Annotated in this window: 17 protein-coding genes and 1 tRNA gene; 10 read left to right on the forward strand and 8 right to left on the reverse strand. The window is 60.7% G+C overall.

Features of this window, described 5'->3' with window-relative positions; all coding sequences use genetic code 11:
* Positions 1-101 precede the first annotated feature (101 nt).
* From J7557_RS20920 to J7557_RS20950, 7 genes are all read left to right on the forward strand, one after another.
* Positions 102-707 carry a hypothetical protein gene (locus J7557_RS20920; RefSeq protein WP_291422296.1) on the forward strand — a complete coding sequence of 202 codons (606 nt, stop codon included), beginning with the start codon at positions 102-104 and terminating at the stop codon, positions 705-707.
* A gap of 206 nt (positions 708-913) precedes the next feature.
* A complete protein-coding gene (locus tag J7557_RS20925; RefSeq protein WP_291422298.1) occupies positions 914-2,107 on the forward strand; it encodes a hypothetical protein in 1,194 nt (397 codons plus the stop codon).
* A gap of 75 nt (positions 2,108-2,182) precedes the next feature.
* On the forward strand, positions 2,183-3,019 hold the full coding sequence (locus tag J7557_RS20930; RefSeq protein WP_291422300.1) for a hypothetical protein: 837 nt from the start codon (positions 2,183-2,185) through the stop codon (positions 3,017-3,019).
* Entirely contained in the window at positions 3,012-3,386 is a 375-nt protein-coding gene (locus J7557_RS20935) for a hypothetical protein (protein WP_291422302.1), read from the forward strand. The genes J7557_RS20930 and J7557_RS20935 overlap by 8 nt, the downstream gene beginning before the upstream one ends.
* A 19-nt stretch (positions 3,387-3,405) precedes the next feature.
* Positions 3,406-5,226, forward strand: a complete 1,821-nt coding sequence (locus J7557_RS20940) for a type IV secretion system DNA-binding domain-containing protein (RefSeq protein WP_291422304.1) — start codon at positions 3,406-3,408, stop codon at positions 5,224-5,226.
* A gap of 61 nt (positions 5,227-5,287) precedes the next feature.
* A complete protein-coding gene (gene mobF, locus J7557_RS20945) occupies positions 5,288-7,867 on the forward strand; it encodes a MobF family relaxase (protein WP_291422306.1) in 2,580 nt (859 codons plus the stop codon).
* Complete coding sequence (locus J7557_RS20950) at positions 7,857-8,339, forward strand: helix-turn-helix domain-containing protein (RefSeq protein ID WP_291422308.1); 483 nt, start codon at positions 7,857-7,859, stop codon at positions 8,337-8,339. Before mobF ends, J7557_RS20950 begins: the two co-directional genes overlap by 11 nt.
* Here the strand turns inward: J7557_RS20950 and J7557_RS20955 are convergent.
* The 3 genes from J7557_RS20955 to J7557_RS20965 form a co-directional block, all read right to left on the reverse strand.
* A complete protein-coding gene (locus J7557_RS20955; RefSeq protein ID WP_291422310.1) occupies positions 8,336-8,935 on the reverse strand; it encodes a tyrosine-type recombinase/integrase in 600 nt (199 codons plus the stop codon). The two genes, J7557_RS20950 and J7557_RS20955, sit on opposite strands and share 4 nt — an antisense overlap.
* Complete coding sequence (locus J7557_RS20960; protein ID WP_291422312.1) at positions 8,917-9,498, reverse strand: hypothetical protein; 582 nt, start codon at positions 9,496-9,498, stop codon at positions 8,917-8,919. The genes J7557_RS20955 and J7557_RS20960 overlap by 19 nt, the downstream gene beginning before the upstream one ends.
* A gap of 144 nt (positions 9,499-9,642) precedes the next feature.
* A tRNA-Arg gene (locus J7557_RS20965) sits at positions 9,643-9,719 on the reverse strand.
* A 151-nt stretch (positions 9,720-9,870) separates the two neighbouring features.
* On the opposite strand from J7557_RS20965, the gene J7557_RS20970 reads away from it, so the two are divergent.
* Positions 9,871-10,476: a DNA-3-methyladenine glycosylase I gene (locus J7557_RS20970; protein ID WP_291422315.1), complete on the forward strand. Its 606-nt coding sequence runs from the start codon at positions 9,871-9,873 to the stop codon at positions 10,474-10,476.
* Positions 10,477-10,517: 41 nt separating this feature from the next.
* Here the strand turns inward: J7557_RS20970 and J7557_RS20975 are convergent, their stop codons facing one another.
* Together J7557_RS20975 and J7557_RS20980 are read right to left on the reverse strand one after the other, a co-directional pair.
* Positions 10,518-13,670, reverse strand: coding sequence for an efflux RND transporter permease subunit (locus tag J7557_RS20975; protein WP_291422317.1), 3,153 nt, complete (start codon positions 13,668-13,670; stop codon positions 10,518-10,520).
* A 5-nt stretch (positions 13,671-13,675) separates the two neighbouring features.
* Positions 13,676-14,872: an efflux RND transporter periplasmic adaptor subunit gene (locus J7557_RS20980; RefSeq protein WP_291422319.1), complete on the reverse strand. Its 1,197-nt coding sequence runs from the start codon at positions 14,870-14,872 to the stop codon at positions 13,676-13,678.
* Between the two features lie 311 nt (positions 14,873-15,183).
* Between J7557_RS20980 and J7557_RS20985 the strand changes: the two genes are divergently transcribed.
* Both J7557_RS20985 and J7557_RS20990 read left to right on the forward strand, forming a co-directional pair.
* Positions 15,184-15,852: a response regulator transcription factor gene (locus J7557_RS20985; protein ID WP_291422321.1), complete on the forward strand. Its 669-nt coding sequence runs from the start codon at positions 15,184-15,186 to the stop codon at positions 15,850-15,852.
* Entirely contained in the window at positions 15,849-17,195 is a 1,347-nt protein-coding gene (locus J7557_RS20990) for a HAMP domain-containing sensor histidine kinase (protein WP_291422323.1), read from the forward strand. The genes J7557_RS20985 and J7557_RS20990 overlap by 4 nt, the downstream gene beginning before the upstream one ends.
* Here J7557_RS20990 and J7557_RS20995 read toward each other — a convergent pair.
* From J7557_RS20995 to cyoC, 3 genes are read right to left on the reverse strand one after another with little or no spacing between them, the layout of a single operon-like run.
* Positions 17,192-17,911, reverse strand: a complete 720-nt coding sequence (locus J7557_RS20995; protein ID WP_291422325.1) for an SURF1 family protein — start codon at positions 17,909-17,911, stop codon at positions 17,192-17,194. The genes J7557_RS20990 and J7557_RS20995 overlap by 4 nt on opposite strands.
* A gap of 4 nt (positions 17,912-17,915) precedes the next feature.
* Entirely contained in the window at positions 17,916-18,326 is a 411-nt protein-coding gene (gene cyoD, locus J7557_RS21000; protein ID WP_291422327.1) for a cytochrome o ubiquinol oxidase subunit IV, read from the reverse strand.
* On the reverse strand, positions 18,323-18,952 hold the full coding sequence (gene cyoC, locus J7557_RS21005) for a cytochrome o ubiquinol oxidase subunit III (RefSeq protein WP_291422329.1): 630 nt from the start codon (positions 18,950-18,952) through the stop codon (positions 18,323-18,325). Before cyoC ends, cyoD begins: the two co-directional genes overlap by 4 nt.
* Position 18,953: the final 1 nt, after the last annotated feature.

Genomic DNA, 18,953 nt, shown 5'->3' on the forward strand with positions numbered 1-18,953 from the left:
TATCCGATATCTGATTGACTCTATATCTGACTTTTCTTTATATCAACCCGACATCAGGCGGCACGTAAATCTGTCCAAGTCTGAGTGATTGGAGTTGAGTTATGCGTAGCAATGAATACGGCACTGTCCTCTCGGTTGGTCGCTACACCCCGTTCGGAACCTTCGCCACATCCGGCGCCAGCTTTGTGCTCGATGGCCACAGCGTAGCAATGCTGGTCAATCAACTGCCACGCCGTGAGCACTATGCTGATCGCAATATCCTCGAGTATGGGGCGATCGAGGTGGCTTTGCTTACCGAAGGTGTTTCGGCCCTCTTGGCCTGGCGGTGGAAGACCGGTGAAACTGAGAATGATTTGCTTGCGGTCGACACCCCGTTCCATATCGGGCTCGAGGATCCCCCACACCGGCATCTCCCCCTGATCGATGACGGCCGAATTCCGCTTGTGCTCGTGACTCAGGACCATAAGGGGCGGTGTGTCAGCATGCGCCATGGCGCCATCGGGTCCGAGGTGACCTCAGCTTTGGTGCAATTACGTCGGCACCAGCTCGCCGATATTCACCGGTCCGATTTCGAGGTTCAGCATCGCCGCAACATCAGGTCGCTGATGCAGCGCCTTCCTGATCCCCTCACGGCCTTCAATGCCGCCGAAATTCGCAGCACTGTCGCCGCTGGCTTTCCCTTCGAAGATCTGGGCACACGCCACTGATGTAGACGACCTCCCGGCAGCGCTGCGGGCCGCAGGAAAAGCTGGCCATGGCCTCCGCATCCGCACGGCCGGGAGCCGGCTTTGTCCCGCGCTAAGGCAGGGACTGAGCTGATGTGAGTTAATCCCAAAGACTGAACTCCTGGCCGCCCTCAGGAATAGCGACAGGCAGGAATTCCCCTGCCAATAGTTCAAACCGGAGATGGCAAATGCCTGACAGCATTACCCCCAACGCCGAAAGCACCTCCTGTGCCTACCCCGAGCGCCCCAGCCTCGACATGTGCACTGCCGCATTGACCAAATATGCAACGCGCGGCCCGTTCGTCCTTTATGACTGGCGCTCGCAGTGGGAAGGACTCGAAGCGGCCAAGGTCATGGTGGACGAGATCAAGCAGCTCGGACGGGCCGCGATGATGATGAAGACTGATGCTGACTATTTCGAGGCACTTCATATCTATGTCCCGCCCGATGTAGAGCAGGCTTTCCGCGCGGGCCTGCCCATTACCGTTGAGGTGATTGCCAACGACGAACGGAAAAAGGGCAACCGTCACCGCCCCAATGACACGGTTGCCGTCAAGGTGGCCAAGGTGGCTCTGGAGGTCAACGCCTTCCGCCTGCTGGCCTCGCAAACCAAGCTTGAGCATTGGGAAAATCCCGAGCAACATCATCAGAGCCATACCAGCGCCGGGGCTGCGGCGTCCACGACGCTGGCAGGGGCAAAATCTCACCACGGCAAGGCCATGGTCGACAAGAAGCTTAAGGTATTCGATGGCTGGATCGATCGCGGTCGCCGCAAGGTGCGGGACTTTTTCAACGCCAAAGAACCGGGTGATGTAGCTCGGGCAGCCACGATCGAGACACAGGAAAAGCTCGACACCGGCATGAGCGGGGAAGCGATCAGCCAACACAATGTGGCGCAGATCCGGGCTTTCGAAAAGCATGCAGGGCGGGCCGTGGCGCGCGAAACCGCAATGTATCGCTGGAGCACCAGCGATGACGATACGCCCGTTGCCGAGGCGGATGGGCGCGACATTGCCAATGCGCACCTCGAGCGTCAGTCGGCGATCGACTTGATGCAGGTGGCCATTGCCGGTGGCCTGAACCCCTCGCAGATCCAAGGCCACTTGCTCACCATGCGCCAGGCGTTCGACACGGGGTGCAAGATCGGGCGCGTGCTGCGTGGCAATCCGATCACTGTGACCATCGAGGATGCCAACGAGATCGAGAAGGCAATCGCGACCGTGCGTCGTGGCCCGCCAGAAACCCATGAGGATGGCTGCTACCACTATCTCGCTGACGCTCTTGCCAAATGCGAGGAAACATTGGGCCTCTCCAAAGTCGCGGCGCGCGTGCGTAGCTCGAGGATGACGGAAATTATCACCCCTTCACGCAATCCGAGTTAATCCCAAAGCCGAGCGCGGGTGTTTCGCCGCAGGATTTTTCCATCGGGGTGGCAGTGCCCCCTAAGGAGAAGTCGAATGAAACATCTTACCAACACCCTGATGAGCGGCACCGCGCCGCTCATCGTTATCATCGCCAACGAAAAGGGTGGCCAGGGCAAGTCACTGACCGGCCTCGCGATCGCTGACTATGCGCATCTCTGCCAGATCCCGATTGGCGTCGCCCAGATCGACAATCAGGCTCGTCTGAGCAAGGCCCTCGGCCGCAAGGTTCTGACCATCGATGCGGTGCCCGGAAATGCCCGCCGCGACCCGGCTGCAGAGGCGCGCAGCTTCACCCCGCTTTACGGCTTCCTCCAGAAAGGCGCGAAAGCCAATGCCAGCATCCTCGTCGATGTCGGCGCCAACCAGGCGCAGCGTCTGGCGCATTGGAGCGGTCTCGTCGATCTTGAGGAAGACCTTGCTGCCTGGGGTTTTAAGACGGTCATCGTCGTGCCGTTCGTGGCGGAAGCCGAAGGTATTCGCCAGGCCGGCAAGACCGCCGAACTTTTGGGCAAGGCTTTCACAAATGCCCATCTGGTCCTGATCGAAAACGCGCGCGATGGATCCTTCGAAGCGCTTCATCCCGCTTCCGATACGGCCCTGGCCTATCGCGAAGTCATCGAGCCGCTCAAATCGTCCGCCTCGGTTCTGACCATGCCGGCCGTCGAGGCTGGGTCGTGGCGCCTGTTCGAGGCTGGCAATTCCCGCCTCATCCACGTGGCGGGCATGCCGATCGGAAAAGTCATGGCGCTCACCGGCTTGCCTCACCCGGAGGCCAAGATCTCCCGCGGTGATGTCGCCGCCTGGGCGGGCACCTTCTTTGCAGAACTGGACCGTGTCTTGCCCTGGAACCAGGAGGGCGACGATGCCTAAGCGCCGCAACCAGTTCGAGGCCGATGCCGCGGCCGCCCGGATCGAGCGCGCCAAAGCCGAAACAGCTTTGGTGGGGCACCTGGCCAGTGAGATCAAACGTGATCTCGCCAGTTTTGACCCCACGCGCCTTGCAGGCCTCGGCCCCCAGGGCCTGCGGGGATTGCTGCAGGCACTTGAGCTCACGGAAGAGGAAGGCGGCGCTATGGCGCCGCCCTCCGACCACACGGCATTGCCCGGGACCATCAAGGGGTGGGCCGATCGCCGCCGTCCCGAACCCTGGCATTGGATTGGCGAAGTGTCTGTTGCTTCGTTTTTGGGGCTGGCTGCAGCCCTCGTTCTATTCATGGCTATCGGCATTCTGTCGTAACCGCATTCAGGAGACTGATATGTACACCTCCAAATCCTCGGCTCCGGCTCTTCTCGGCGCCTTCTCAGCCATGGTGATCGCCATGGCTCTGTCCTTGCTGACGCTGCTTTTACACCCAAACCCTACGATGATTGAGCTCGACAAACAGCTCATCCCATTCGACCGCGTTACTATCTCTACCGTGGTCATCGGCGCCTTATCGGGCGCCTCTTGCGATGCCGCAGTTGACGAATTGATCGGCGTAGAATGGATCGACTGTCGCCTCGCCCCCGTGACTGACCTGCTGGAAGCAGCCTTCAACGCTCCAAGGATGCGCTATTACTTTGCCGCTTTAGCAGTGGCCGGAATCATCGCTTTCGCCATGGCTATGCGCTCCATTGATGCAACGACGCCAAAGCGGGAACTGGATCGCACCGTCAAGGGCAGGCGCCCGGTATACGATCTTGACGCGCGCAACAGCCTGCGTTCAGAGATCAGGAAAACGGGTAAACCGGCCAGGGACGGATTGTGGGTCGCACCCCATGTGCAGCTGACGCCTGCACTTGAAAGCTACAATCTCCTCGGGCTCGGCACGCAGGGATCAGGCAAGACTTCGCACTTCCGCGCCCTGATCGAGCAGTTTGTCGGCCGTGGCGACAGGGTTTTCATTCATGACGTCAAGGGCGACATGACAGCCGGGTTGCCCGTTGACGACTTTATTCTTGTCGCGCCGCACGACGCCCGCAGTTGGGCTTACGACATTGCTGCCGACATCAGGAACCACCATCACGCTTACGAATTCGGCAAGCGAATGGTGGATGAGGATGGCGACGACCGCATGTGGGGCAAGGGCGGCGGATCGATCACGGGCGATCTGACCTGGGGCTTGGCAAAGGACCAAAAAGGGAAATGGAGTTGGGGCGAGCTTGCCCACACCCTGCTGGTGCCCGGCGGGCAGATGAAGCTCAGACTGGAGGAACTGGGCTCGATCAATGCCAGCCGGCTGATCTTCGGCAGCCAGGATCCTGAAGAAAACCGCACCACCATGAGCTTGTTGATCACGATCTGGATTGCGGCGACCACCATTATCCTGCCGCTGGCCCAGGCCTGGGCGCAGGTCCCACCAGCCCGTCGTTTCAGCTTGCGTCTCTGGGTAAACCGGAAAGGAAAGCTGCCCGGCACCATCGTCCTGCAGCGATCCTCGGAATACGCCTATCTCTCCACGGCACTTGGCGGGTTTCTGATCGATCGGCTGCTGGGCCTTGCCATGAGTCCGGATCGAGATCGTAATCGTGGGGGCAAACTCGTGCTTTGCTTGGATGAGCTTCCGGAGCTGGGCGTCATCACCCGCCTTCCCAATGCCTTGAACATTGGTCGCGAACTCGGCCTTGTCACCATCGGCGGTGTGCAGGATATCGCGCATCTGGTCAAAGTTTACGGCACCGAACTCGCCCAGGTGCTGCTCGCCCGATTCCGTATCAAGGCCATCCATCAGCTTGACGCAGGCGACACCGCGGACCGGATCAGCGTGCTCATCGGCGACCGCACGATTTTGCGTCCAAGCCCCTCAGAGTTCAATGCCAAGACCGGCAAGGCTGTACTCGTGCGTGAGAAGGAGCGGGTGCTCGATCCCTACATGTTCGAAACCGAGCTTGGCGTGCGAAACCACAGGGGTACATTGGTTTCGAGGACGCTGATCATGGGCCTTGGCAATCCAGCAATCCTCGACATTCCGATTACCGGGTGGTCAGAACGCCGCCCCGGGCACGTGCCGGCTGGCTGGGTCGACCAGCTTGAGCAGTCTGTTCACAAGCCGAAGGCCCGACGTCAGATCGACGACGAGGGGACGGAACAGAGTTAATCCCAAAGACCCTGCTCAGTAACAAGCATAGTTGAAAGGCCTCCCCTCGGAGGCTTTTCTTTTGGTCGCCAGTTTCGCCGTCATGAAATCGTCCGCCTACTACACCCGCCAATCCCAGGCGGTGTCGTATTATGCCGACAACGAGTCCGCTGGTATCTGGCTGCGCGGCCACGACGCACTGGGCGTGGCTGCCGGTGATCGCGTCGAAGCGGCAGATTTCGACCGCATCTGCGCCGGCCTTGACCACGCGGGAAAACCGTTAATCAAAGCGGGCGCGAAACCGCGCATGCTGGGCATCGACATTACCTTGTCCCCGCCCAAATCCTTTTCTGTGCTTTATGCCGCTGCGCCCAACGACCTCCGGCTGAGCCTGGCAGGGGCGGAGCGCAGCGCCCTTGAAGCCACGATCCAACTCATCGAGCGGGAAATTCCGCTCTCGCGCCGCGGCCGCAATGGCGAGCGACGGGAACACTCGAATTTTGTGGCCGCTGCTTTCACCCATTCCGAAGCAAGACCCGAACGCCATGCCGATGGCAAGGTGTTCGCAGATTGCCAGCGGCACCATCATGTCTGCCTGCCATCCATAGCCGAGCGTTCAGACGGCACGTGGGGCGGCATTGATAGCCGCCAACTGCGGATTTGGAAAAAATCCCTGGGAGCTGTATTCAGATTGCAGCTTGCTTCAGCCCTGCAGCAGCGCGGCTTTGCGATCGAACACGTCAATGATGGCTGGTCCTGGGCGATCGCTGGCATACCGCAAACGTTGATCGATTATTTCAGTGCCCGCCGTGCGTCCCTCGAAGAAGAACTGGCCGATGCCGGACTAACCTCCGGGCAAGCCCCGGCGCTCGCCTCTGCCATCAATGCCACGGATCGCCGGGCTAAAGAGAACGTGAGTCTCGATCACCTCACCGCGCAGTGGCACGAGGCTATCGAACGTCTCGGATATATCCCCGACCAGATCGTTGGCGCCGCTTTCGCAACCGGTCGCGAGCAGGCACGCGCGCCACTCGATCTCTCTTCTGCACGTCCGCAAAGGCTGGCGGCAGTGCCGGCGAAGCTGACCGAGTTCCAGGCAACGTTTTCGCGTCGAGAACTCATTGAAGCCAGCGCCAATGCTTTGGTCGGAACTGGAGCAGGGCTCGAAGAGGTCCTTGATGGGGCCACTGACTTCATCGGTGGCAACGCTGTTCTTGAATGCGCCCAGACTCCCGAGGGAGCCATCTTCACCACCCCCGAAATGCTCGCTGCCGAGCGCGCGCTGGTGGCCTTGGTCACGCGCAATGCGACGACATTCGTTGCGGCGCCCGAGAGGGCAACGACCGATCAAATCCTGGCGATATCAGGCCTCAACGCAGAGCAAGAGCATGTCGTTCGCGAGGCGACACGAGGCGCCCGTTTGGTCCTGGTTCAGGGCAGCGCCGGGACCGGCAAATCGACGACTCTCAAAGCGGTCGCCAATGCATGGCGATCAGCTGGTTATGAAGTTGCCGGCGCCTCTGTCGCCTGGCGAGCGGCAAACACTCTCGGCGCTGATCTTGGAATAGAAGCCCGCGCAATCGATGCCTGGCTCAAATCTATTGAACAGGGAAACACGCCTTTCGTTGACAAGACCTGTCTAATTGTCGAGGAGGCAGGCCTGCAGTCAACACTCCAGACCCTGAAACTGCTCGAGGCCGTCGACAGGACTGGTGGTGTCGTCCTCATGGTCGGCGACGAAAACCAGCTCACGCCCATCGGAGCCGGTCACGCCATGCGCCTGATCAGGCAGACCATTGGCGCCACCCGCATCGAAACCGTCGTTCGACAGCATGAGGCCTGGGCACGGCAGGCTCCCAAGGATTTTGCTCGCGGCAAGGCTCAAAAAGCACTCGACGCCTTTGCGTCGCACGGCCAGATCGCATTCGAAAACAGCCCCAGGGCGGCCGTGGAAGCTGTCGCCGACCGTTGGAACAAGATTGTCGGCACCGAACCCTCTAAATCCGTATTGGTGAGCGCAAAGACCAATGCTGAGGTTCGCGCTCTATCCGCCTCCATCCGCAACCGTATGCGCGAGCGCGGAGCGCTCACGGGCCCGGACATCAGCATCGAAGCAGCGGACTCATCAGGCAATCGGCATAGGCTGCGCCTTGCTGCCGGTGACAGAATTCGTTTCCTGCGCCGCGACGACGCTCTCGGCGTCGTCAACGGCAGCGAGGCACGCATCGTCGCCATTGCTGAAGGACCGGACGGGCGGGTCAGGATCGCCGCTGACCACAACGGCGCACGCCTCAACTTCTCGCCCGACGATGTAGCCGATGCCAATGGTCGTGCGCGTCTCGCCCATGCCTATGCAACCACACTGTTTCAGGCGCAGGGCCTAACCGTCGATCGCGCCTTGGTCCTATTGTCTGCGCGCTTCGATCGGCACGATGCCTATGTCGCCAGTTCCCGCGCCCGAGAAAGCTCCGAGCTGTTCGTCGACACCCGGACGCTCGATCGCGAGATCGAGACGGATTTCATCTCCGAGACCGGCGAACGTCTTGAGACGGCCCGGCTGAACTACCTCGCACAACGATTGTCTCGACAAAACGTAAAAACGCTCGCCCTTGACTACCTCCAAAAGCGCGAGCGGACGAAGGAGCTCAACCATGAGCTCTAGACGCTCGTCATCGCCCGGCCATCAAGGCATGGACGTCCCCCTGAAAGACTTGGACGCGCCAGAAAATAACTTCACCCGAGATGAAGCCCGGCCAGCGGATCAAGAAAGCAGCGACAGCGTCTCCGCGACGCCCAAGATCTACCTGACAAGGTCCGAAGTGGCGCAACGCTATCCCATTTCGACCCACACGCTGGCCAAGCTTGCGTCGCAGGGCAAAGGCCCCCGCTATTTCAAGCCCACAGACAAGTGCCTCTACCGCCCCGAAGATATCGAAGCGTGGATCGAAGCCGCTGCCATTGTGCCGAGTGCGGTGGCCACGATGGAGACGGGTAAGGCCCGGAGTCCAAGCCCAACCACCGCGCTGAATGGGCGTGGCAAGGCGAAACCCACACCGATTCCACCAACACTACCCAAGAACGGCAGAAAGTCTTTGCCGCCCTCGGCGAATTCCTGGCTGCGCCGAACAGACTAAGCATCGACGCTGGCATGGTCCTCCACCACCTTGCCGTCCAGAGTACCTGGTAGAAGTATCGCAGTGGCCGGCCGGGATTTCTTAAGCGCGCGCAAGCGAGCCACGCTCTCGTCCACCTTGGAATGGCGGTAGCGCAGCAGACTTTTGACGTCGACGTGGCCGGAAAAGTCCATTACCTGCTCGCTGGTCCAGCCGGCATCGAAGCAGCGCGAAATCGCTTCATGCCGGAAATCATGCCAGCGCAGCGTTCCCACGCTGACCAGATCCAGCCGTCCCAGGCTTTCCGCCCGTTTTGCCGCTCGGGCACGGGCATATTCGAAAGCTTTTTTGAGCTGGTTGCCGCTCACCTTGAACAGCTTCCCGCCTTGAGCGCGTCCCGGTAGGGCTTCGACAATCTTCTGAGCCTGCTCGCTCAAGAGAATGTATCGGCCCCGGCCGTTCTTGGCATCCGCCAGCCAGATGGTGCTCCCGCGCGTGTCATAGTCCGGCCATTCCACGCGCAGCATCTCGCTGCGACGGCAACCCGTCTCCAACGCGAATTGCGCGGCAAGTGGTACGATCTTGTCCTGCGCCATGATCAATTCGGCAAAAAGCAATTCCTCTTCTTCCGGCTGAATGCGTCGGATGCGTTCGTCGATTGCCTAGGAGCGTTGATGTAGGCCATGGGGGAGCGCGCTAGATCGAACTTTCTTGCTGCCGCTTCAAACAACGGCTTGAGCAAGCGCACGTCGCGACCAACAGTGTTCGGTTTGACCTCTTCAAGGCGTTCGGCAATCCAGTCTTCGAACATATCTTCGGTCGCGTCAGACAACGCGGTCGCACACAGCAGGACGCTGTCGCGGCGAAAGGCGCGCAGGCGATAAAGCTCGGTCGTCGCACCCTTGACGCGGCGCCTGCCAGTTTCAAGCGCGTTGATGGCGCTGTCGATGACATCGCCCACGCAGGTTCGGTGCCCGATCAAACGATCGATCTTGTGGCCACGATCTTGGTCACCCATCACTTGGCGTACAAAACGCTTGGCTTCTTCGAGATCGTCGAAGGAGCCGGTGTGATTGGGAAAGCCCTTGCGACGGATTTTGACTTGGTAGCTGGTCAGGCGTCCGTCTGTAGAAATCCGCTCATAGATGTAATCCGTGCCACGGAGTTTATAGGTCGGCATGACGTCTTCTTCTCACGGTTAGTGGAAAAAGGGCCTTCGACATTCCGAGGATTCGCAATGGCCGGCGCGAATTTTGATTCGGGGGCGTTGTCCCAAAACTTGTCCCAAACTTAATGTGTTACATCAAGTACTTAGACTAAGCATTGGTGCACCCGACGAGATTCGAACTCATGACCTCTGCCTTCGGAGGGCAGCGCTCTATCCAGCTGAGCTACGGGTGCAGGCCGGATTCGGGACTGGCCCGAAGAATGGGCGCAAACTAGTCGAAGCTTGCGATTGGCGCAACGGGGGAAATCCCGAAGCTTGATAAGTGCTGACAGGAACTGGCATCAGCCTATGGGAGAGCAGGACTTCGCCTTTGGAGAATTGCCGATGACCACTCTTCCCGGTTCCGATGGATTGCCTCGTTGCCGCTGGTGCTCGGGTGCACCAGAGTTTTTGCCCTACCATGATCATGAATGGGGTTTTCCCGTCGGCGATGATACGCGCCTTTTCGAAAAACTCTGCCTCGAAGGCTTTCAGTCGGGCTTGAGTTGGCGGACCATTCTCAACAAGCGTGAGGCGTTTCGCGCCGGGTTTGCCGGCTTCAATATCGATAAGGTCGCCGCCTTCACCGAATTGGACATCGATCGGCTCCTCGCCGACAAAGGCATCGTGCGCCATCGCGGCAAGATAGAAGCGGCGATAAACAATGCGCGGCGCGCCCAGGAGCTGATCAGGGAGGCCGGTTCGATTGCCGCCTATGTCTGGCGCTACGAAACGCCCGGTGACGAAACGCCGCCGCAGAGCCAAACAACCAGCCCCGCCGCCATTGCCCTTTCAAAAGACCTAAAAAAGCGCGGCTGGAAATATGTCGGGCCGACGACAGTCTTTGCCTTCATGCAGGCTATGGGCCTCGTCAACGACCATGCCGTCGGCTGCATCAGCCGGGAGAAGGCGGCGCAGGATCGCGCCGCATTTGTCGTTCCCGGCCGCTGAAAGCGAAACCGCGCCACCCTTTTTGGGATGGCGCGGTTTGTTTATTCGGCGGGCTTGGCCGGAACGGTGTCGGCCACTTCGTGCTCATGGTCATCCGGCGCCTTGGGCATGAAGCGGCGGGTGAAGGCGCTGAAGCTATCGATATAGGTGAGCAGCACTGGCACGACGAGCAGGGTTAGTGCCGTCGAACTGATGAGGCCACCAATCACCGCATGGGCCATGGGTGCGTTCTGCCCCGAACCTTCGTGAAGGCTCAGCGCCAGCGGCAGCATGCCGAAGATCATGGCGAGCGTCGTCATGATGATCGGGCGGAAGCGGGTTACCCCGGCTTCGACCAGTGCCTCATAGAGGTTCCAGCCTGCCCTGACGTGCTGGTTGGCATTGTCGACGAGCAAAATGGCGTTCTTCACCACGAGGCCCATCAGCATGATGAAGCCAATCGCGGAGAACATGTTGAGCGTCGATCCACCAATGAGCAGGCCCACCATGACGCCGATCAACGCCAGCGGCAGCGAGCCCATGATGGCGATCGGCTGCAGGAAGCTTCCGAACTGGCTGGCGAGCACGAGATAGATGAAGATCACCGCCAGAAGCAGCGCCGAGCCGATGGCGCCCATCGTGTCGGCGATCTGCTCGACCTCGCCACCAAAGCTGCTGCGATAGCCCGTCGGGAATTCGAGGCTATCGACGGCCGCCTGGAGCTGCGGCGTCACCGTGCCCAGTTCAACACCTGAAAGATAGGCCTCGACGGTCACACCACGCTGCAGGTCCTGACGATTGATCGTCGCCGGACCGGTGCTGGCCACGACTTCTGCCACCTGGCCAAGCGTGATCATGCCGTTCGACCCAGTCGCGCCCGACTGGGCGATCGGCAGGTTGCTGATCGCGTCGAGATCGTTGCGCAGGCTCTCCGGCAGCCGGACGACTAGTGAAGAAATCTCCCCGTTTGGCGCGGTCCAGTCGACGACTTCTTCGCCGCTGATCAGCGGCCCCATGGTCGCAGCCACCTGCGACATGGAGACGCCGAGATTATTGGCCAGTTCGCGATCGACATTGATGCCCACGATCGACTGGGCATCGTCGAGGCTGGAGGTAATGTCGATGAGCCCATCGATCTTTTCCATCTCGGCCATCAACTGGTCGGCTAGCCGCCCAAGTTCGACAAAGCTGTCGCCGTATAGGGTAATCGAAACCGGCGCCGAGGACTGACCGAGGCCAGAAGCAGCCGATACCTGGAATTTGGCGCCGGGTACGGCTTCGAGCAGGCGTCGCGCCTCCGGCATCAGGTCCTGAGGCGAACGTGTCCGCTCTTCTGTCGAAACCAGGGTCACGGTCAGCGTGCCGGTATTCGCGCCACTGGAGGCCAGGCCACCGGCGATGGTCGAATAGGTCCGCTCAACTTCCGGGATCTGGCGTAGCACCGTTTCAGCCTGACGCAGCTTTTGCGCCGTGTGCTCTTTGGTCGATCCGGCCGGCGTTTCGGCCGTGACCGTGAAGATACCCGTGTCGGTTGCCGGCACAAACTCCACCCCGACCCGCGGGAAGAGAGCCAGCGCCCCGACCAGCGACAACACGGCGATCATCAGCACCGTCTTGCGATATTTCAGACCCCAGCGGATGAGGTGGCGATAGCCCTCGGTGACCCATTCGAAGAAGCGGTCGAATTGCTGGATGGCCCGGCCGATCGGGCCGCGCTTCGCATTTGGGTTGGACGCCGGATCGTACCAGACGCTCGACATCATCGGGTCGAGGGTGAAGGCGACGAAGAGCGAGATCAGCACGGCGACCGAAACGGTAACGCCGAACTGCAGGAAGAACCGCCCCATGATGCCATCCATGAACGCGACGGGGAGGAACACGGCCACGATGGAGAGGGTCGTAGCGAGAACTGCGAGGCCGATTTCATTGGTGCCGTCAAAAGCCGCCTGACGGTGGTTCTTGCCCATATGCAAGTGGCGCGTGATGTTTTCACGCACCACGATGGCGTCGTCGATAAGAATGCCCACTGCCAGCGACAGCGCCAGCAGCGTCATCATGTTGAGCGTAAAGCCCAGAAAGTTGAGCGCCACCATGGTGCCGATGATCGAGATCGGCAGGGTGAGGCCGGTGATGACGGTCGAGCGCCAGGAGTTGAGGAAGAGAAACACGATCACGACGGCAAGAATGGCGCCTTCAATGAGCATGTTCTGGACAGCATGGAAGGAGTCTTCCACGGGCTTGGCATTGTCCACGACGACTTCGATATTAATGCCGGCGTTAGACAATTCGTTGGTGAGTAGATTATTGATCGTGCGACGGATGTTTTCCGCCACCCCAACCGTGTTGGCGCCCTGGGTTTTGAGAATGTCGATCGCCAAAGCCCGCTCGCCGTTGAGAATGGCAAGGCTTGACGCTTCCCCGGTCCCGTCCTCGATCGTCGCCACATCGCGCAAGGTGACCGGCTGCCCGCCCTGATTGCCCACGATGATGTCGTAGAAATCCTCCTGGTTTTCGAGGCGTCCGAGCACCTGGATGGACTGTACGATGCTGCCCTCGGTGATCGAACCGGCCGAGAGATCGCGGTTCGAAGCCTGCAGCGCCGAAATCACGGCATTGGGGGCGATGTTGTAGGCCGTCAGGCGATCGGGATCGATTTGGATATTGAGCTGACGCGGCACGCCGCCGACCACCGACGCGCTACCCACACCCGAAATATTGGAGAGGCGGGTAACGATGATGTCTTCGGTGAGCGAGGTGAGGTCGCGATCCGAAAGCGTGTCGGAGCTGACCGCGAGCGACAGCACCGGCAATGCCGACGGGTCAAAGCGCAGCACGCGCGGATCGCCGGCATTGTCGGGCAAGTCCGCCTTGATCGGATCGATCTTGTCGCGAACCTCCTGGGCCATCTGCTGGGAGTTCTGCTCAAGGTCGAAGATCATGAGCACCATGGCCTGGCCCGACTGGGCCGTGGACTGGATGGTGTCGAGACCGGCAAGCGTATTCACCGCATCTTCGATGGGTTTGACGATATCGGCTTCCACGGCCTCGGGAGACGCGCCGGGATAGCTGACGACCACGGCAACGACCGGAAAGTCGATGTCGGGCATCTGCTCGATGGGCAGGCGCTGGTACGAATAGACACCGAACACCAGGATTGCGACCATGATCATGGTCGCAAAGACTGGGTGGTTGACGCTGATGCGTGTGAGGAACATGGGCGTCAGTCCTCTACGGTTTCATAGGCCGAGCCAGCCGTGAGTTCGGTAAGCGGCGCGGAGACGATGACGTCGCCCGCATTGAGCCCTGTCACCTCGACGATGGCGCCACGGCTCCAGGCTTCGCCGGGTTCGACCGCCTGCCGGGCGAGCGTCCCATTGTCGAGCTTGAGCACGAACTCGCCCTCGGCGTCTTCGCGCAGCGCTGTCGCCGGCACGGCGATCGCATCCGCCTTTTCGCTTACGGTGATCTGACCGGTGGCAAACATACCGCCGCGCAGCAGCCCGGCTTCGTTGTTGATCAACACATAGATCGGAATGGTGCGGGTCCCGGTGGCAGCCACCGGATTGACGCGCGAAACCTTGCCTTCAAATGTCTGATTGGCGAGACCCGTCGCCGTTACGTCCACGGCCTGGCCGGGCGCCACGAGAGCACTCGAGGTCACCGAACCCGAGGCCTGAAATTCCATGTCATCGAGATTGACTACGGTGAAAAGCGCTGTGCCCGTGGCGATAGTCTGACCCGCTTCCACCGAACGTTCTGACACCACGCCATCCATGGGCGCGCGCACGGTGGCATTGCTCAGCGCTAACTCGGCCACTGACACGGCGCTTGAGAGCGCCGTCATATTGGCCTCAAGCGCCGCGGTGGCGGATCGGGCCTGCTCCAGTGCCGAAGGGCTGGTCAGTCCTTGCCGGGCCAGTTCTTCGGTGCGTTCAAGCTGTTGCTGGGAGGAAACCAGTTGCGCGCGCGTCGCGTCAGCCGTCGCTCGCTGCTGCGCCAATTGCAGGGAGAGATTGGCCGGATCGATTTCGACCAGCACCTGACCCTCTTTGACGCTGTCGCCGGGCCGAACCGCAACGCTGAGCACGCGACCGGCAGCCTGGGCTGCCACGACGGCCTGCTTGGAGGGAACCAGCGACCCGGTGACCCGCACCGTCTGACGCAGCAGTTGCGGCGCGATTTCCATGGTTTCAGAGGCCAGAAGCTGCCGCACGACGGGCGCTTCCTCGGCAACCTCGACAGGCGCAGGTGCGGGCGGGCGGGTGACGAAGAAGACGACACCACCAATGACGATCAGCCCGAGCACGATCCATGGCCCGATCCGGCGCTTGGGTTTCAGGCCCTCCGCGACCCGGCGGGCATTTTCTTTTTCCCGCTTGCTTTGTGCCCATTCGGGCTTTTCATGGGCTGTGGTCATGGAGAGTGTCCTGATGAAATGGGGTCGATTGATAGTCTATCGGCCTGTGGGCACTGGCCTATCGGAGGATTAACCGGCTTTGGAAGGGCGAGGGCGACAGCGTCCTGCGCAGTTGTCTCAAACGTTGGGCCAAGGCTGTTTCTATCCAGGATTGGCGCAAAGTCCGGAGGGCCGGCCGACGCGCATGTTAAAATGCTCGCATTCGGCTCCTTTTCCGTGGCCCATATTGCCGCAACATTACGAAACTGCAAAGTCCGCGCAATGCAATGGCAATCATTGTCAGACATAACCCCATCCATGATGAGGTAGCCATGCGTATTCTTTTAGTGGAGGACGAGCTCGATCTGGCACGGGCGTTGATCAGTGCTCTCGAACGCCACGACATTCTGGTAGATCACGTTTCGACCCTGGAAATGGCGCTCGAAGCCGTCGAAAATGCCGTCCATTCGATCGCGGTCCTCGACCGCAAATTGCCCGATGGCGACAGCCTGACGATCATCCCGCAATTGCGCCGTGCCCAGGCCGGCCTGCCGATTATCGTGCTCTCGGCCCTCGGCTCTCCCGAGCATCGCATCGAAGGCCTCGAAACCGGCGCCGATGACTATCTCGCCAAGCCTTTTGTCGTCGATGAACTGGTTGCCCGCATTCGCGCATTGATGCGCCGTCCCGCAATGATTGCCGACATGGGCATCACGGTCGGCAAACTCACCTTTAACCTCGGCGATGGCACGGCCACGGCCGCCGGCGAACCGATGACGCTGACCCGTCGCGAAGTCCTGGCCCTCGAAGTTCTCGTGCGCCGTGCCGGCAGGACGGTCGCTCGCTCCGCCCTCGAAGAAGCCGTCTACGGTTTTGACGACGAAATCGCCTCCAACACCCTCGACGCCCATATTTCTCGGCTGCGCCGCAAGCTGGCGCCGGCCAATGTCGAGATCCACAGCATCAGGGGGATCGGCTACCTCCTCAAGGCGACGGCATGAAACACCGGGTATTCTCGCTGCGCCGCGTCCTGTCGAAGGGGCTCATCACCATCCAGGTGGTCGTTCTGGTTGGTTTCGTCCTTCTTGCAGCCGTGCCATTCCTCCTTGCCATGAGCGCTCAACAGGGCCTTGACGAGGGCGTGGTCGACGACGTCGTCCGCTCGGTGCAGCGCATGGACGACGACAGCTTTACCTTGCGCCCGGTTTCGGACCTGCAAAAGGTCATCGACGGCTATCCAGACTTCTGGTTCATCCTCGTCGATGCCGCCGGAAATATCGTCAAGCGTGGCAATGTGCCCGCACCGGTAAATCTCTTTCCGCAAAACCTCGTCCACGTATCCTCGGCCAATTTCAGCGACTTCGGCGATTCAAAATCCCCCTTCGCCATTGTCCGCACCCGGAACACCAGTATCGGTCGGCTTTGGGTCATGACGGGGGGAGGCCCCGCCGTCGGCTACGGTGTCATCGGCAAAGCCTTTGGCAACCCGATGTTTCTCGGGCTGATTGTCCTCCTTTCTACCGCAACGCTTCTCACCATTCCGCCCCTGATCCGCCGTTCCCTCCTGGGTGTCGAGCAGGTGGCGCGCGATGCCGAGCAGATCGATATCGGCCAGAGCGATGTGCGCCTATCCTATGACCGCGTGCCTGCCGAGCTTATCCCGCTGGTGCGCGCCTTCAACGAGGCGCTTGATCGCCTGGATAGCGGCATTGCTCGCCAGCGGCGTTTCCTCGCCGACGCCGCGCACGAACTCCGCACGCCCATAGCCATTTTGCAAACACGGCTGGAATCCCTTCCCGATAGCCCGGAAAAGCGGCAACTGCAGCGCGACTCGGCCCGGCTTGGCGGGATGGCTAACGAACTCCTCGATCTTCATCGCCTGGCACTGTCGCCCGATAGTTTTGAAACCGTCGATCTCGTCGATGTCGCGGAACATGTCACCGCCGACCTAGCGCCTCTCGCCATCGATGCTGGCTGCGATATCGAGTTTGTTGCGCCCGAAACGCCGATCCACATAAAGGGTGATGCCTCCGCGCTTTCGCGCGCCATCGCCAATCTCGTCCTCAATGCCATGTCGCATGGCGGCCCGTCGGTAAGTATCCGGGTCGAGGTCAATCCCGGTGGCCGCGTATGCGTCTCGGACAATGGTCCGGGCGTCGACCCCGACCATCGCGAAGAAATCTTTTGGCCCTTCCATCGCCTTTCCCAATCGCCAAACGGCGCTGGCCTCGGCCTGAGCCTAGTCTACGACATCATCAAGCGCCATGGCGGCAAGGTCAGCGTCGCGACCGCACCGCAAGGTGGCGCCCTCTTCGAAATCAGCTTGCCCCTGATCAAGGCCTAGCGCCGGAGGCGATCGCGCAGCAGCCAGTAAAGCGCAAAGAGCGAAAGCAGCGTCAGCCCGAACCAGGTCAGGGCATAGACGAGGTGATTGTTCGAGAAGGTGAGGACGGTGAGCCCGCCGATCGGATAGGTTTCGCCGCCGGCCTCTGCATCAACGAAGAACGGCGCGAGATTGTCGACCCCGCTCGCCACCCCGATCTCGGCGACATCGCGCGAATACCAGCGGCCCGCATCGGGATCGTTGCTGCGCAGGAAACCGCCATCGGGTTCGCTGGCGCGCAAGAGCCCAACAACGTCGACGACGCCGTCCTGCCGCGGAATGCCCGCATCACGCTGCGCCGCTGTGACAAAGCCACGATTGATGAGAACCGCCCGGCCATCGTCGAGCACCAGCGGCGTCATCACCCAGAAGCCGCCACCATGGACCGTGACCGCCTGGCTCAGCGTGTCATCGCCTTCGAACCGGCCACGGACCGAAACATGCTGGTATTCGCTGGCCTCAGGGTCGATCGCACTCCAGTCGGCCAGATCGAGATCGAGCGGCGCAGCAGTGCTCCGCGCTTCGACCGCGGCGACGAGACTGTTCTTCCAGGCCAGCCGCTCGACCTGCCACACGCCGAGGGCACCAAAGCCCACGGCGCAGACCGCGGCGAAAGCGGCAAAGGCAACGAGGCCGAAGGAGAGCTTGCGCGCCCCCTGCCCTTCCCGCTTCGTCATGGCGTCAGATCAGGTCTGCCGGGTTCATGATATGGCCCGGCATCATATTGGTATTGAGGTGGAACATCACCCAGAGCGAGCCCGAAAGAGCAATGACGATGACGATGATCGTGAAGATCGCCGCCATCATCGTCCAGCCGCCCTCGGACTTGGTGTTCATGTGCAGGAAGTAGACCATGTGCACAAAGATCTGCACCACACCAAAACCCATGATCACGATGGTCGCGATCATGGTGTCCGAGATGACGTCAGCCATCACCAGCCAGAACGGAATGGCGGTGAGAATGACCGAAAGCGCAAAGCCGATGAGATAGGTGCGGCGCGTACCGTGATCATGGCCATCGCCATGCGCGTCGGGATTGGGATGCGCATGCGTGCCATGGGCCAGCGTGTCGTGAGAGGTCGAAGCGCTCATCGCAGCATCCCCATGAGATAGACAACCGTGAAGACGCCGATCCAGATGACGTCGAGGAAGTGCCAGAACATCGACAGGCACTGCACGCGGATCTTGTTGGCCGGGATCAAGCCCTTCATGCCGATCTGCACCAATAGGGTCACGAGCCAGAGAATGCCGAAGGTCACGTGCAGCGCGTGCGTTCCCACCAGCACGAAGAAGGCGGAAAGGAAAGCCGAACGTTGCGGCACCGCACCTTCATGGATCATGTGGTAGAATTCATAGAGCGTCAGCCCCAGGAACACCGCACCGAGAAGCCCGGTGATCACCAGCCAGACCAGCGTACCGGTCTTCTTGCCCTCGTCCATATCCAGCATGGCAAAGCCATAGGTGATGGAGCTGAGGAGCAGCGCAGCCGTGCTCACCGCCACGAGTGGCAGGTTGAACAGGTGTTCCGGCGACGGGCCGGCAGCATAATTGCCGCCGAGCACGCCATAGATGGCAAAGAGCGAGGCGAAGATGAGACAGTCGCTCATCAGGTAGATCCAGAACCCGATCTGGGTCGACCCATGCGGTGCATGGTGATGCGGCACCAGCTCGTAGAACTGCGGGACTTCGCCCTCAGCGGTCGTTGCGTTTGAACTCATC

It is taken from the genome of Devosia sp. (assembly GCF_017744655.1).
In the GTDB taxonomy this organism is placed as follows: domain Bacteria; phylum Pseudomonadota; class Alphaproteobacteria; order Rhizobiales; family Devosiaceae; genus Devosia.